This is a genomic window from Citrobacter sp. MGH105 (assembly GCF_001037485.2).
Taxonomy (GTDB): domain Bacteria; phylum Pseudomonadota; class Gammaproteobacteria; order Enterobacterales; family Enterobacteriaceae; genus Citrobacter; species Citrobacter portucalensis.
Map to the genome: position 1 here is coordinate 3,723,514 of NZ_CP073048.1, position 14,045 is coordinate 3,737,558.

A 14,045-nucleotide genomic window follows, 5' to 3' on the forward strand; every position below is an offset into this window, starting at 1 on the left:
CTTTTCTCTTTTCGCCAAAATTTGCTGCTATAAGGCGTAGACAAACCCTCAGACAAGGCATATCTTTAATCATGAATAATAAATCAGTAGTGAATATTTATTCTAACCGATAACGACCAACTGTTTTAGCTGCATATTACGCAGTGGATAGCGAGACAGTTGCACTACTGCACCCACATGGAATATTTATTCACTAAGGATTAAACATTCAAGAGGTGTCTTATGAATCCGTTTTCGCTCTCAATACCAGAGCTAGTCAAGAAAGCACGTGCGGTACGTCGTCGCATTATCGTGTTGAATGCAGAAAGCCCGGCGGGGGGACATACCGGCGCTGATCTGTCGCAGGTCGAACTGCTGACAGCACTCTATTTTCGCATCCTGAATTGCTCACCAGAGCTTATAGCAAGCGATGAGCGCGACATCTACATCCAGTCGAAAGGTCATGCAGTGGGCGGTTACTACTGCGTGCTGGCTGAGGCTGGTTTTATTCCCGTGGACTGGCTGGCGACCTATCAGCACGCCGATTCACACCTGCCGGGTCATCCGGTGAAACACAAAACGCCAGGGATCGAACTGAATACCGGAGCGCTCGGTCACGGTCTGCCGGTCGCCGTGGGCATTGCGCTGGCAGCTAAACGTAACAACAGCAAGCGCCGGGTGTTTGTCGTTACCGGTGATGGTGAACTGGCAGAAGGAAGCAACTGGGAAGCCGCACTGGTCGCCGCCCACTACAAGCTGGATAACCTGATTATCATCAACGACAAAAATAACCTCCAACTTGCCGGCGCAACCAAAGAGATCATGAACACCGATCCACTGGATGAGAAATGGCGCGCCTTCGGTATGCAGGTCACAGAGTGCCGCGGTAATGATATGAGTGATGTGGTGCGCACGCTGGAAGGGTTAACCCCGGAAGGTAAACCGCACGTCGTCATTGCCCACACCACCAAAGGGGCCGGGATCTCCTTTATTCAAGGCCGCCCGGAATGGCACCACCGCGTGCCAAAAGGGGAAGAAGTTGAACTGGCGCTGGAGGAACTGAAAGATGCGTAATAGTGAACACCTCGCCACCGTGATGGTGAATACCTTAATTGCCGCGGTCGAGCGCGGAATGGACGTTGTACCCGTCGTTGCTGACTCAACGTCTACGGCGAAAATCGCCCCGTTTATGAAGGAATTTCCCGGTCGTCTGGTCAACGTGGGTATCGCCGAACAGACGCTGGTTGGCACCGCCGCCGGCCTGGCGCTGGGGGGCAAAATCGCCGTCACCTGTAACGCTGCACCGTTCCTTATTTCGCGGGCCAATGAGCAAATCAAAGTCGACATTTGCTACAACAACACCAACGTGAAGCTGATCGGCCTGAACGCGGGCGCCAGCTACGGCCCCCTCGCCAGCACACATCACAGTATTGATGACATTTCCGTTCTGCGCGGTTTTGGCAATATTGAAATTTACGCCCCGTCCTGCCCAGTGGAATGCCGGCAGATTATCGACTATGCCTTAAGCCACGTCGGCCCGGTTTATGTTCGCCTCGACGGAAAAGCCTTACCGGAACTGCACGACGAAAATTACCAGTTCACTCCGGGTAATATCGATATTCTGCGGAAAGGAAAAGATGTCGCGCTGGTCGCGATGGGCTCAACCGTCCATGAAATTGTCGAGGCTGCCACAGTGCTGGAACAGGCGGGTATTGATGCTAGCGTAATCAGTGTACCGTCAATTCGTCCCTGCAATACCCAACAACTGTTGGCGGCCTTAGCCCACTGCAAGGCCGTGGTCAGTGTGGAAGAGCATAACATTAATGGCGGCGTGGGAAGCCTGGTGGCCGAGGTACTGGCAGAAGCTGGCTGTGCCATTCCGCTGCGCCGACTCGGCATTGGCGATGGTCAATATGCTATCGCGGCCGATCGCGCGGCAACACGTGCCTGCCACGAAATTGACGCCGCTGGCGTCGTGAAAAACGCCGCCGCGCTATTGCAGCACCACACGATAAAACAATAACAACAGAACACTTACTGGAGAAAGCGATGTCACGAATTCCTCAACAGTTGACCATGGCGGTGATTATTGGCAATCGGGGATTTTTCCCAAGCTATCTGGTTGCTGAAGCCCGCGAACAAGCCAGCGTGCTCTTTGCGCGACTGGGTATTAAAACCATTATGCTCGACGATACGCAAACGGAACTCGGCGGGGTAGAAACCCGCCAGGATGCGAAAGTGTGCGCCGAACTTTTCCGCGCTCACCGCGACGACATTCACGGCGTGGTCGTGCTGTTGCCGAACTTTGGCGATGAAAAAGCAATAGCGGAAACGCTGCGCCTGTCTGGCCTGAATGTCCCGGTACTGGTTCAGGCGCAGGAAGATAACCTTGATAAAATGGGGCTTGCCACCCGCCGTGACAGCTTCTGTGGAAAAATCTCCCTGTGCAATAACCTGCGTCAGTACGGCATTCCATTTACGCTCACCACCCAGCATGTCTGCGATCTGGCCGGTGAGGTTTTTGCTCAAGATCTGAAACGTTTCGAACAGATTTGCCGTGTTGTCAGCAGTATGCGTGGCGTACGCGTCGGCGCTATCGGTGCTCGCCCGGCTGGATTCAATACCGTTCGCTACAGCGAAAAATTACTCGAAAGACTGGGTATCGCCGTTGAAACGCTGGATCTGTCTGAAGTCTTTACCCGCATCAAATGTCTGCGCGATGACGATATCCGTGTGGATGAAAAACGTCGTCTGCTGCTGGATAACGCCGATGCCAGCGCCATTCCCGCCGACAAACTCGTCACAATGGCAAAACTGTTTGTCGTCATCAGCGAATGGGTCATCGCTAACGATATAGATACCACTGCGATCCAGTGCTGGACTTCGCTGCAGGAAAATTTAGGCATCAACGTATGCTCAATCATGAGCGTGATGTCCGGGCAGTTAATGCCCAGCGCATGCGAAGTGGATGTGATGGGTGCGCTGTCAATGTACGCCCTCGCCAGCAGTAATTTAAGCCCGGCTTCCATTGCCGACTGGAATAACAATTTCGGCGACGATCGTGATAAATGTGTGCTTTTTCACTGCGGAAACTTTGCATCAGCCAGTCTGGAGAGCCCCAAAATGGGCACAGCGGACATCATCGGTACCACCGTTGGGAAAGAGAACACCTGCGGTGCAGTACATGGACGCATGAAAAGCGGCACACTGACCTATTTCCGCCTGAGCACCGACGATTTAACCGGTGAAATCAAAGCGTACGTCGGAGAAGGCCAATCGGTAGACGATCCGCTGGATACGGTTGGCTGTCGTGCAGTAATCCAGGTCCCGCATCTGGAGAATTTACTGGCGTGGATCTGTCGTAACGGTTTTGAACATCACGTGGCAATGAACCATTCCGCCAGCGCCGAGGTGCTGCATGAAGCCTTCACCCGCTATCTCGGGGTGGATACGTTGTTCCATCGCTAATACTCAGGGAAACAGAGAGGCTGGAGAAAACGATGTCAGCAACGAAAGACATTATTATTGCGCTTGATGAAGGCACCACCAATGCCAAAGCCGTTGCGCTGGACGGTAGGGGAAATGTGGTCGCGAAGTTCTCCCGCGCGCTGGCGATCCACACGCCTCGCGAAGGCTGGGTTGAACAGTCCGGCGACGCGCTGCTGGAGGCCTCTCTGGCTGTAATGGCGCAAGCAGTTGCCGCCGTAGGTACGCAGCGGGTGGCGGCGCTGGCGATCAGTAATCAGCGAGAAACGGCAATCGGCTGGTATCGCGCAAGCGGGCGTCCGCTCGGCCCCGCCATTACCTGGCAATGCTCGCGCACGGCTGACTTTTGCCGGGCGTTGCGCGAGCAAGGTCATGAGGCGAAAATAAAATCCATCACCGGATTGCCCGTCGCCCCGCTCTTTTCCGCCTCTAAAATGCGCTGGCTTCTGGAGTCCGTCCCCAACGGAATGGCGCTCGCGCAGCAAGGCGAAATTTGCCTCGGCACTATCGATAGCTGGTTACTGTGGAATCTTACCGGCGGTGCGGCGTTTCGTTGTGACGCCTCCAACGCTTCGCGCACGCAGTTGCTCAATCTACATAGCGGCCAATGGGATAGCGAGATGCTGGCGCTGTTTGGTATCCCGCAACAGGCGCTGCCAGAAGTTTGCCCTTCCAGTCATCATTTTGGCGTGACGAAAGGTCTGGCGACCATCCCCGATGGGATCCCCATTCTGGCGATGATTGGCGATTCTCATGCCGCGCTCTTTGCCCACGGGCTAGGTGCTGAAGGTTGTGTTAAAGCGACCTATGGCACCGGCTCATCGGTGATGGCTCCGGTATCTTCAACGCAGTCTGCGGTGAATGCGCTGGCAACAACTATTGCCTGGCATGATGGCGATACCCGGGTCTATGGTCTGGAAGGCAATATTCCCCATACCGGCGATGCTGTGGCCTGGATGGCCGACAGTACCGGCTTAAGCGAACTGCCGGAGGAGCAACTGTTACATGAACTCAATACTCTGCCCGCCACGGTCGACTCGACGCTGGGCGTCTATTTTGTTCCGGCACTTACCGGGCTGGGCGCACCCTGGTGGGATGAAAGCGCCCGGGGGTTAATTCATGGCCTCAGCCGCGGCGTGAAACGCGCGCATCTGGTGCGCGCCGCGCTGGAGTCTATTACCTATCAAATTGCCGATGTGGTGCAAGCGATGCACCAGCACAGCGGTTTCAGCCTCAGCGCGCTGATGGTTGATGGCGGGCCGACAAAAAATGATTGGCTGATGCAGTACCAGTCCGATCTGCTGGGTTGCCCGGTTATGCGCAGCGACATTCCCGAGCTTTCAGCCATTGGCGCCGGGCTGCTGGCACGCAAGGCGCTGCTCGGTACAGAAACCGCTCAGCTACGCCATTTTTTGCCCGACCACATATCATTTCAGCCAAACGCAGAGCGTCACGGTCGATTGCAAAAACGCTGGCACGAGTGGCAAAGCGCCGTTGAGCGTACGCGCTGGCAAACACCTTAGCGAGTCAGCAATCATGATAAATCCGCCCGCAGCCACGACTGAGTGCGGGCGCTAATCGCGAACAAACTCACCAATCGCCAGATAGGTGGCTTTAGCTTCCTGCGGGACTTTGTCCTCCAGCATTAGATAAGCATGCGTCATCCCAGGAAAGTGAACATGCTGTACGGGTATCCTCTCAGCTTGCAGTCTGGCGACAAAAGCAAAATCTTCATCCCGCAACGGATCCAGCCCACCACTGAATACCAGAGTGGGTGGAAAATCCTGGCTCAACGGCAGGTAAAGCGGAGACGTCTGTTTACGATCTTCTTCATTGCGGAAATATTGCTGAAAATACCAGCGTATTTTGCTTTCATCCAGTAGCTTTCCTGTACCATTCTCCTGCACCGATGGCCAGTTCAGCGTGTAGTCCAGGCTCGGATAAATCAGCACCAGGCGATGAATAAATCCTGGCTGCTCGCGGGAAAAGTAGGCCGCCAGCGTCGCACTAAATGCACCGCCACCGCTGTCGCCGATAAGCGTGAGTTGGCGAGTGTAAGGAATATGCTGACTTTCGAGCAGCGACCAGACGTTTTCTATTACGGCTTTAGCATCGGAAAGACCAGCCGGATACGGGTTTTCTGGCGCAAGTCGATAATCAACCGACACAACGATATTCCCTGTCGCCATCGCCAGATGACGGGCAACCGGGTCATACACTTCCACCGAACCGCTCAGATGCCCACCGCCATGGATAAACACCACCACCTTCGGCTCTCCGGTCAGTGCCGGGCGATAAATCCGTACCGGGATGCGACGCTCTCCGGTATCCACTTCCGTATTGATAATCGCCGCCATCGGTTCTGAGGTGGACACATTTGCTTTTGTCAGTGCTGCTAACCCTGCTCTTGAGCTGAGCGTGTCGTAGCAAAGGTTGGGATTGCGAGGTTGTGCTGCGAGAAAATCAGCCAGAAGCGCGGGAGGTGTTTGCGTCAGCGAGCCGTGTTCCTGTTGCCAGCGCTGTTGATAACATTGCTGTTGCGTCTGCACAGTCTCAGCGTTGGCAGTCTCACAGGAAAAGCACTCTGCCATCGACTGGCGTTGCCGTCCGTTTTCATCAAAGTTCTCTGCTGCCAACCAGCGCTGTAACACGGCGTCACACTGGGGCCATTCGCTATCAATCATTGATAACCAGTCGCTGTCGCGATTACGCCCCTTGCGCACAATCTTCTGGCGAAAGCGACCTTCGAAGATAAACCCAAGGCGTTCCGCTGCCCGTCGAGAAGCGGTGTTCAGAGAATCGCATTTCCACTCCACGCGACGATAGCCCAACGCAAATGCCTGGCGTAACAGCAGCCAGATGCTTTCGGTGCCGAGAACCGTATTTTTCATACGCGGTGACCAGGTCACATGACCAATTTCGACCGAACCGTGCTCTCGTTCAATCGCCATAAAGCACACCAGTCCGACAGCTCGTCCTGAACGCTGTTCAATGACGGCATAGGGAACCAGAGATGCATCAGTAACTTTCCCCTGCACCCAGCAAGCTGCGGCCTCGACGCTTGTGGGGCGAGAGCTTGCAAGCCAGGTCCAGTCGCGATCGTCCGGCGCCTGCGCGTAGGCATCAAACAGATCGGCGGCATGGCTGTCGGCATCCAGGGGAACCAGTCGACAATATTGCCCTATCAGCGTTTCCCGTGGCAGTACGGCAGCGCCATTCCAGTCCGGCACGACATCGCCGACGGTCTGCCCATAAAGATTTATTTCCGGCACGATTCAACCCCAGTAGCGAAGTAAAAAATAGTTATAACACCGGCCATTACACCTTCAAAGCGTCACAAGGGTGATTTTGACGACGAACAGAAAATCAGCAGTCCTTCTATACTAATTAAAAATCAACGCGGAAGAGAGCCTTATGCCACTACCCGATTTTCATGTTTCCGACCCTTTTACGTTAGGCATTGAACTGGAAATGCAGGTGGTCAATCCGCCAGGTTACGACCTGAGTCAGGACTCCTCCCGGCTGATTGATGCCGTAAAACCGCAGCTCACCGCCGGAGAAGTGAAGCACGATATCACCGAAAGTATGCTGGAGATGGCGACCGGAGTTTGCCGCAATATCGACCAGGCTGATGCTGAATTGTCCGCTATGCAGCAGATAATTATGCGAGTTGCTGCAGAGCATCACCTCGCCATTTGTGGCGGTGGCACACATCCATTTCAAAAATGGCAGCGTCAGGAAGTCTGCGATGACGAACGCTATCGGCGCAACCTGGAAAATTTTGGCTATCTTATCCAGCAGGCGACGGTGTTTGGCCAGCATGTGCATATCGGCTGCGCAAACGGCGACGATGCAATTTACCTGCTACATGGCCTGTCGCGATTTGTTCCCCATTTTATTGCGCTCTCGGCCGCCTCACCTTATATGCAGACCTCCGACACGCGGTTTGCCTGCGCGCGACTGAATATATTCTCCGGATTTCCCGATAATGGCCCGATGCCATGGGTGAATAACTGGCAGGAATTCGAGGGGCTATTCCGTCGACTGGCTTACACCAGCATGATTGATAGCATTAAAGATTTACACTGGGATATCCGCCCCAGCCCGCACTTTGGCACGGTAGAGGTTCGGGTAATGGATACACCGCTGACCCTTGATCATGCGGTCAATATGGCAGGACTTATTCAGGCTACCGCCCACTGGTTACTCACCAAACGCCCGTTCAAACACCAGGAGCGTGATTACCTGTTGTATAAATTCAATCGTTTTCAGGCCTGTCGCTTTGGTATGGCGGGAATCGTCACCGACGTGAATACGGGCGATGGGCATCGCCTGGTGGATGACACGCTACGGCTACTGGAGAATGTTGCCGCCTCTGCGGATAAAGTGGGTGCGACCAGCGCGATTGAAGCCTTACGCCTACAGGTTAAACATGGTCATGACGAAGCGCAGAATATGCGTGATTTCGTGGCGGAAGGGGGATCGTTGAGTGGTCTGGTGAAAAAGCATTGTGAGATTTGGGCGGGGTTGTAAGCGTGGGATTTGCGTTGTCCGCAGAGATCCCGGACAATAGCTTTTTAACTCAAGTTTAACAATGTCATGAAACACCCGCTTGAATCACTGATGACTGTCGCAGGGATCCTGCTACTGGCTTTTTTGTCTTGCCTGCTGCTACCCGCCCCCTCACTTGGCCTGGTGCTGGCACAAAAACTCGTCGCCATTTTTCATCTGATGGATCTCAACCAGTTTTATACTTTGCTGTTTTGTCTGTGGTTTTTACTGCTGGGCGTGCTTGAATATTTGCTGCTGCGTTTTATCTGGCGGCGCTGGTTCTCGCTGGCGGATTAGGCCCGCGAGAACCCGTTGCCGTTAATGCGTTCGGCTATGATTTTCTTTGCGATAAGCTCCCGGCGGCTGGCTGAACGTACGGGTGAAAATACGCGTAAAGGTCTGCTGCGAATCGAATCCGTATTTCAAACAGATGTCGTACACTTTCTGGTCGGTATCGCGTAGATCGCGCGCCGCCAGCAGCAGCTTGCGCTCGCGGATGTAACGCCCAAGACTTTCGCCTTTGTACTGCATAAAAAGACGCTGCAGGTGCCATTTGGAATATCCCGCATGGCGTGCAATATCATCAATGCGCAATGGCTGATTCAAATTATCATCAATCCATTCAACAATCGTATCAATTACCTGAGCAGAAATCGTCATCATGCTCTCCCCTGTATTCATTGTGTCACCTGTTGCCACCAGGCCGTAAACGGTTGGTCCGGTTCGGACAGTATTACCGGTTCACCCAGCATTGGCGTCAGCAGTCGGTAATCCTGATGACGGCTGGCAAGCGCCAGTCGTTTGTAAGGATCATCCCAGGTATGTTTCGCCAGAACGAAACGGCCGGCATGCCCTGGCAACACGGCTTTCGCATGCAGATCTGCCGCGGCCTGAGCCGTCTCTTCCGGCATCATGTGAATGAACTTCCAGTCCTGGTCATACTGACCGTTCTCCATAATCGCCAAATCGACAGAGCCAAACTGCTCGCCGATGGCTTTAAAATGCGGTCCATAGCCGGAATCGCCGCTGTAATAAACGTTCTGCTCCGGCGTTTCGAACATGAAGCTCGCCCATAGCGTTTGGTTGCGTTTGATACCGCGTCCCGAGAAATGACGAGCAGGCAGCACATGAACGATCAGCGAATCCGTCACTCTGACGGACTGATTCCAGTCCCGTTCTTCGATTATCTCGCTGCGCATCCCCCAGTAACGCAGATGCGACCCGACGCCGAGCGGCGTAATCACCCGCTTAATTTTCGGCATTAGCGCCTTGATAGTGGCGAGATCCAGATGGTCATAGTGATCGTGCGAGATGATGAGCAGGTCTATCTCCGGCATCGTCTGCGCAGTCCATGGATAATCACCGGCAAAGGCCTTGTTCAGGAACGAAAACGGTGCGGCATAATTGCTGAACACCGGATCAATCAGGATTCGTTGACCCGCCAGCTGTAAATACCACGAAGAATGGCCCAGCCAGACCAGGGTATCCTGCTGCGGCGAAAGCCCGGCGAGATCGGTCGCGACCATAGGTAACGGTTGTGCTGGTCGTGCATTTTCACGCTTAGCGACCAGAAACTCCCACCAGGCCGCCAGCATGCCTTTGTTGCCGGTATAGCCCGGTGTCTGCACCTGGTTATGAAACTGTCCATCACGATAGTGCGGTGACTGTTCAACCTGACTCAGTTGTGCCCCTTGCGGCGCCTGACCAAACCCGGCATTGAGTACAAACGGTAAACTTGCAGCTGCAGCAATAAGCATAATAACAACCACACAAACTGTGAGACGCTTCATATCCTGACCTTAAACGCGCCCCCTTTCCGCTGGTTTGCGCGACTGACTCTTGATTATGAGTGAGTAAGCACTCATTATAGAAATCGAAAGTTCGTCGTCAAGATGATTTTCAATCTTTGACATTCGCCGTTGCGGTGCTGCAAAGGCCGTGATTCAATCATGTTTTTTACAGACTTAAGGGTAAAGTGTAGTGGCTCGTCCGAAGAGTGAAGACAAAAAATTGGCATTACTGGAAGCTGCAACCACAGCATTTGCACAATCAGGTGTTGCGGCCTCTACCGCCGTAATCGCGCGCAATGCAGGGGTTGCGGAGGGAACGTTGTTTCGCTATTTCGCGACCAAAGATGATTTGATCAACGAACTTTACCTCTTTTTAAAACACGATCTCTGCCAGTCGATGATGGCAAATCTGGATCGCTCAGTGACCGATGCCAAAACCATGACTCACTACATCTGGAATAGCTACATTAGCTGGGGTCTGAATCATACCTGCGGACATCGCACCATTCGCCAGTTGGCCGTCAGCGAGAAAATCAGTAAAGAAACAGAACAGAAGGCTGACGATATGTTCCCGGAACTGCGCGATCTTTGCCATCGCTCCGTGCGACCCGAGTTTATGTCGGACGAGTATCGCGCCTTTGGCGACGGGCTTTTTTTAACACTTGCAGAAACAACCATGGAATTCGCTGCCCGCAATCCTGCCCGCGCGGCTGAATACATTTCGCTGGGGTTTGAAGCCATGTGGCGCGCCCTGACTCGCGAGGAAAAATAATGGACGGAAAGACACTGCATGCCTGCGCAAAGCGCCTTGCGCTAGAACTGCCTTTCACCGAGCACTGCTGGCCTTTTGGCCCGGAATACGACGTGTTCAAGGTCGGCGGCAAGATTTTCATGCTGGTGTTTGAACATCACGGACGCCCGCTGGTTAACCTGAAATCCGATCCGCAAAAATCACTGTTAAATCAACAGATCTACCCCAGCATTGAACCCGGTTATCACATGAATAAAAAGCACTGGATCTCAGTCTATCCTGGTGACGATATTACCGAGTCATTACTGGCAGAGCTGGTGAATGATTCCTGGCACCGCGTCGTCGATGGCTTGCCGAAGCGGGATCAAAAATGCCTGCGTCCAGGTTGATTTATCGCTAACCCCGATAAGTGTTTTTGCATTTTCCTGTCTTATCTTTTTCCTGCTAACCCTGTACCCTGCTGAAACAAAACGCACCCGCAGGGTATGGAAAATCACCAGGAGTAGTTATGGATATTGTTTCTGTCGCCTTAAAACGTTACTCCACTAAGGCATTTGATCCGAATAAAAAACTGACCGCTGAGCAGGCCGAAAAATTAAAAACGCTGCTGCAGTATAGCCCGTCCAGCACCAACTCTCAGCCATGGCACTTTATTGTCGCCAGCACTGACGAAGGTAAGGCGCGTGTGGCTAAATCCGCAGCTGGCGGCTTTGTATTCAACGAACGTAAAATGCTGGATGCTTCCCACGTCGTGGTGTTCTGCGCCAAAACGGCGATGGACGATGCGTGGCTGGAACGCGTGGTGGATCAAGAAGAAAGCGATGGTCGTTTCGCCACGCCTGAAGCGAAAGCCGCAAACCACAAAGGCCGCACCTTCTTTGCCGACATGCATCGCAAAGAACTGAAAGATGACAACCACTGGATGGCAAAACAGGTGTACCTGAACGTCGGTAACTTCCTGCTGGGCGTTGCGGCGATGGGCCTGGATGCTGTGCCTATCGAAGGCTTTGATTCAGCAGTCATGGATGCAGAATTTGGCCTGAAAGAAAAAGGTTTCACCAGCGTAGTGGTGGTTCCTGTGGGTCATCACAGCGTAGAAGATTTCAACGCCGCGCTGCCGAAATCTCGTCTGCCTCTGGAAACGACGCTGACGGAAGTCTAATCCTCCGCATTTGCATAAGCTCCGCACAGCGGTCATCATAGACCGCTGTTTATTAAGGAGACATTATGCAGGAATTGATATCTCAGGTAGAAGAACTCGGCATTGAAATAAATCACACCACCTCGCTGGTGATGATTTTTGGCATTATTTTTATCACCGCCATTATTGTTCACGTTATTTTGCACTGGGTGGTATTACGCGCATTTGAAAAGCGCGCCAACGCCAGCTCCCGCCTGTGGCTACAAATCATCACGCAGAACAAGTTATTTCACCGGCTGGCATTCACCCTGCAGGGTATCATTGTCAATATACAGGCCGCACTCTGGCTACAGAAAGGCAGCGAAGCCGCAGAAATATTAGTGAACTGCGCACAGCTGTGGATCATGATGTACGCCCTGCTGTCACTGTTTTCTCTGCTGGACGTTATTCTCAATCTGTCGCAAAAACTCCCTGCTGCGTCGCAACTGCCGCTAAAAGGCATATTTCAGGGCATCAAGCTAATCAGCGCAATCCTCGTCGGAATATTGATGATTTCCCTGCTGATTGGCCAGTCACCGGCAATACTGATAAGCGGTTTGGGTGCAATGGCCGCCGTGTTAATGCTGGTGTTTAAAGACCCTATTCTCGGTCTGGTGGCCGGAATACAGCTCTCCGCCAACGATATGTTAAAGCTTGGCGACTGGCTGGAAATGCCGAAATACGGTGCAGATGGTGCTGTTATCGATATTGGCTTAACCACCGTCAAAGTGCGCAACTGGGATAACACTATCACCACTATCCCCACCTGGTCACTGGTATCAGACTCTTTTAAAAACTGGAGCGGAATGTCGGCTTCAGGCGGTCGGAGAATTAAACGCAGCATCAGCATTGATGCCACCAGCATCCATTTTCTTGATGAGGATGAGCGTCAGCGGCTGCATAAAGCCCACCTGCTGAAACCGTATTTAACCACACGTCACCAGGAAATCAGCGAGTGGAATCAGCAGTTAGATGCGCCTGAATCGGTATTGAATCACCGCCGGATGACCAATATTGGCACCTTCCGCGCTTATCTGAACGAGTATTTGCGTCATCATCCGCGTATTCGCAAAGATATGACGTTAATGGTGCGCCAACTTGCGCCAGACGATCATGGTTTACCGATTGAAATTTATGCCTTTACCAATACGGTGGTCTGGCTGGAATATGAAAGTATTCAGGCTGATATCTTCGACCATATATTTGCCATAGTTGAAGAGTTTGGCTTGCGCATTCATCAGTCGCCTACCGGAAATGATATTCGTGCTCTGTCTGGCGCGTTTCAGCGATAAAGCTCAGGTACTGGCGCGTGAAATATAGCGCCAGTCCATCATCACCCTTTCCGTCTGCGCGTCAGGATTTTCTATTTTATTCAGCAATAATCCTACCGCTTTGCGGCCTATATCCCGTGAGGGCTGCTCAATGGTCGAAAGCTGTGGAGAAACCATTTCTGCCAGTTCCGTACCGTCGAAACCAACAACGGCGATATCCTGCGGGATCTGTAATCCGGCATCGAAAATTGCGCGCATCGCACCAGCGGCTAGCGTGTCCGATACAGCAAACACCGCGTCGGGTTTCACCTCTGCGGCAAGTAGTGTTTTCATCGCCGCAATTCCTGCACTGGAACTTAATTCACTGGCATATTCCACAGCCTGATATTCAAGCGACAGCGCATGCAGCGCCGCTTTATAGCCGCGTTCGCGCAAACGAGCATATTTATAACTCAGGTCATGATTGATTAAGGCAATTCGTCGGTAGCCCTTATCCACCAGGTGAGATATCACCGACTGTGCGGCGTCAACATCGTTAATCCCCACGCAGGAAACCGCGCCTTTGTCAGCATATTCCGCGCACTGAACCCAGGGCGCATCGCCAATCAGCGTAGTCAGTTCCGGTAATTTTGAGAATGCATCCATGGTGATAATGCCATCAACAATTTTCCCCGACAGGAGCTTCAACGCCGATTTTGAGCGGGCTGTATCCGAGCCGGAGTTACACAGCAAAATGCGATAGCCATTCTTCTCCGCCTCCTCTTCAATGCCTTTAACAACCTCTGCACAAAAAGGGTTGGCAATGTTGGAAACCATCACCAGAATCATCGAACTACGTGCCGTACGCAGCTGACGCGCCAGCAGGTTGGGCTGATAATTGCTTTCTTTAATAGCCTGTAGCACGCGCTCGCGATTTTTGGCTTTGACGGTATCACTGTGATTCAGCACACGCGATACCGTCGCCACCGACACACCGGCAAGCTGGGCGATTTTTTGAATAGACATAACGACGACACATCCTGCGGTTTACGCTTTGC

At 52.9% G+C, this 14,045-nt stretch carries 14 protein-coding genes and 1 pseudogene; 10 read left to right on the forward strand and 5 right to left on the reverse strand.

Annotated features, from left to right (window positions below; genetic code table 11):
- Positions 1–222: 222 nt before the first annotated feature.
- The 4 genes from SK35_RS18075 to SK35_RS18090 are packed head-to-tail and all read left to right on the forward strand — an operon-like array spanning position 223 to position 4,988.
- Entirely contained in the window at positions 223–1,053 is an 831-nt protein-coding gene (locus tag SK35_RS18075; RefSeq protein ID WP_032942640.1) for a transketolase, read from the forward strand.
- Positions 1,046–2,002, forward strand: coding sequence for a transketolase family protein (locus tag SK35_RS18080; protein WP_048214729.1), 957 nt, complete (start codon positions 1,046–1,048; stop codon positions 2,000–2,002). Before SK35_RS18075 ends, SK35_RS18080 begins: the two co-directional genes overlap by 8 nt.
- A gap of 26 nt (positions 2,003–2,028) precedes the next feature.
- Complete coding sequence (locus SK35_RS18085; protein ID WP_032942637.1) at positions 2,029–3,447, forward strand: L-fucose/L-arabinose isomerase family protein; 1,419 nt, start codon at positions 2,029–2,031, stop codon at positions 3,445–3,447.
- Positions 3,448–3,479: 32 nt separating this feature from the next.
- Positions 3,480–4,988, forward strand: coding sequence for an FGGY family carbohydrate kinase (locus SK35_RS18090; RefSeq protein ID WP_048214730.1), 1,509 nt, complete (start codon positions 3,480–3,482; stop codon positions 4,986–4,988).
- Between the two features lie 51 nt (positions 4,989–5,039).
- Here SK35_RS18090 and SK35_RS26915 read toward each other — a convergent pair whose 3' ends face one another.
- Complete coding sequence (locus SK35_RS26915; RefSeq protein ID WP_326929074.1) at positions 5,040–6,056, reverse strand: alpha/beta hydrolase; 1,017 nt, start codon at positions 6,054–6,056, stop codon at positions 5,040–5,042.
- Positions 6,048–6,737: pseudogene (locus SK35_RS26920) on the reverse strand (GNAT family N-acetyltransferase); the annotation flags it as partial. The gene SK35_RS26915 and the pseudogene SK35_RS26920, both read right to left, overlap by 9 nt.
- Positions 6,738–6,879: 142 nt before the next feature.
- On the opposite strand from SK35_RS26920, the gene SK35_RS18100 reads away from it, so the two are divergent.
- Complete coding sequence (locus SK35_RS18100; RefSeq protein ID WP_048214731.1) at positions 6,880–7,998, forward strand: YbdK family carboxylate-amine ligase; 1,119 nt, start codon at positions 6,880–6,882, stop codon at positions 7,996–7,998.
- Positions 7,999–8,064: 66 nt separating this feature from the next.
- Positions 8,065–8,313: a DUF1158 family protein gene (locus tag SK35_RS18105; protein WP_048214732.1), complete on the forward strand. Its 249-nt coding sequence runs from the start codon at positions 8,065–8,067 to the stop codon at positions 8,311–8,313.
- 21 nt (positions 8,314–8,334) lie between these two features.
- On the opposite strand, the gene SK35_RS18110 is transcribed toward SK35_RS18105, so the two are convergent.
- A complete protein-coding gene (locus tag SK35_RS18110) occupies positions 8,335–8,676 on the reverse strand; it encodes a RamA family antibiotic efflux transcriptional regulator (RefSeq protein ID WP_003021996.1) in 342 nt (113 codons plus the stop codon).
- 17 nt (positions 8,677–8,693) lie between these two features.
- Positions 8,694–9,806: an MBL fold metallo-hydrolase gene (locus SK35_RS18115; RefSeq protein ID WP_048214733.1), complete on the reverse strand. Its 1,113-nt coding sequence runs from the start codon at positions 9,804–9,806 to the stop codon at positions 8,694–8,696.
- Positions 9,807–9,996: 190 nt separating this feature from the next.
- Here SK35_RS18115 and SK35_RS18120 point away from each other — a divergent pair, with 190 nt between their 5' ends.
- The 4 genes from SK35_RS18120 (at position 9,997) to SK35_RS18135 (ending at position 13,029) form a co-directional block, all read left to right on the forward strand.
- The gene (locus tag SK35_RS18120) at positions 9,997–10,578 is read left to right on the forward strand and encodes a TetR/AcrR family transcriptional regulator (protein ID WP_048214734.1); all 582 of its coding nucleotides are present in this window, start codon (positions 9,997–9,999) and stop codon (positions 10,576–10,578) included.
- Positions 10,578–10,946 (forward strand): MmcQ/YjbR family DNA-binding protein, encoded by a 369-nt coding sequence (locus SK35_RS18125; protein WP_048214735.1) that lies wholly within the window; start codon positions 10,578–10,580, stop codon positions 10,944–10,946. Before SK35_RS18120 ends, SK35_RS18125 begins: the two co-directional genes overlap by 1 nt.
- A 119-nt stretch (positions 10,947–11,065) precedes the next feature.
- Entirely contained in the window at positions 11,066–11,719 is a 654-nt protein-coding gene (gene nfsB, locus SK35_RS18130) for an oxygen-insensitive NAD(P)H nitroreductase (RefSeq protein ID WP_048214736.1), read from the forward strand.
- A gap of 65 nt (positions 11,720–11,784) precedes the next feature.
- Entirely contained in the window at positions 11,785–13,029 is a 1,245-nt protein-coding gene (locus SK35_RS18135; protein ID WP_048214737.1) for a mechanosensitive ion channel family protein, read from the forward strand.
- Positions 13,030–13,032: 3 nt separating this feature from the next.
- On the opposite strand, the gene SK35_RS18140 is transcribed toward SK35_RS18135, so the two are convergent.
- Entirely contained in the window at positions 13,033–14,013 is a 981-nt protein-coding gene (locus tag SK35_RS18140) for a LacI family DNA-binding transcriptional regulator (protein WP_003831159.1), read from the reverse strand.
- Positions 14,014–14,045 lie beyond the last annotated feature (32 nt).

Excerpts from the sequence above, each read along its gene's own strand:
- SK35_RS18075 (WP_032942640.1), top strand. The coding sequence starts at position 223 with ATGAATCCGTTTTCGCTCTCAATACCAGAGCTAGTCAAGAAAGCACGT.
- SK35_RS18080 (WP_048214729.1), top strand. The coding sequence starts at position 1,046 with ATGCGTAATAGTGAACACCTCGCCACCGTGATGGTGAATACCTTAATT.
- SK35_RS18085 (WP_032942637.1), top strand. The coding sequence starts at position 2,029 with ATGTCACGAATTCCTCAACAGTTGACCATGGCGGTGATTATTGGCAAT.
- SK35_RS18090 (WP_048214730.1), top strand. The coding sequence starts at position 3,480 with ATGTCAGCAACGAAAGACATTATTATTGCGCTTGATGAAGGCACCACC.
- SK35_RS26915 (WP_326929074.1), bottom strand. The coding sequence starts at position 6,056 with ATGGCAGAGTGCTTTTCCTGTGAGACTGCCAACGCTGAGACTGTGCAG.
- SK35_RS18100 (WP_048214731.1), top strand. The coding sequence starts at position 6,880 with ATGCCACTACCCGATTTTCATGTTTCCGACCCTTTTACGTTAGGCATT.
- SK35_RS18105 (WP_048214732.1), top strand. The coding sequence starts at position 8,065 with ATGAAACACCCGCTTGAATCACTGATGACTGTCGCAGGGATCCTGCTA.
- SK35_RS18110 (WP_003021996.1), bottom strand. The coding sequence starts at position 8,676 with ATGACGATTTCTGCTCAGGTAATTGATACGATTGTTGAATGGATTGAT.
- SK35_RS18115 (WP_048214733.1), bottom strand. The coding sequence starts at position 9,806 with ATGAAGCGTCTCACAGTTTGTGTGGTTGTTATTATGCTTATTGCTGCA.
- SK35_RS18125 (WP_048214735.1), top strand. The coding sequence starts at position 10,578 with ATGGACGGAAAGACACTGCATGCCTGCGCAAAGCGCCTTGCGCTAGAA.
- nfsB (WP_048214736.1), top strand. The coding sequence starts at position 11,066 with ATGGATATTGTTTCTGTCGCCTTAAAACGTTACTCCACTAAGGCATTT.
- SK35_RS18135 (WP_048214737.1), top strand. The coding sequence starts at position 11,785 with ATGCAGGAATTGATATCTCAGGTAGAAGAACTCGGCATTGAAATAAAT.
- SK35_RS18140 (WP_003831159.1), bottom strand. The coding sequence starts at position 14,013 with ATGTCTATTCAAAAAATCGCCCAGCTTGCCGGTGTGTCGGTGGCGACG.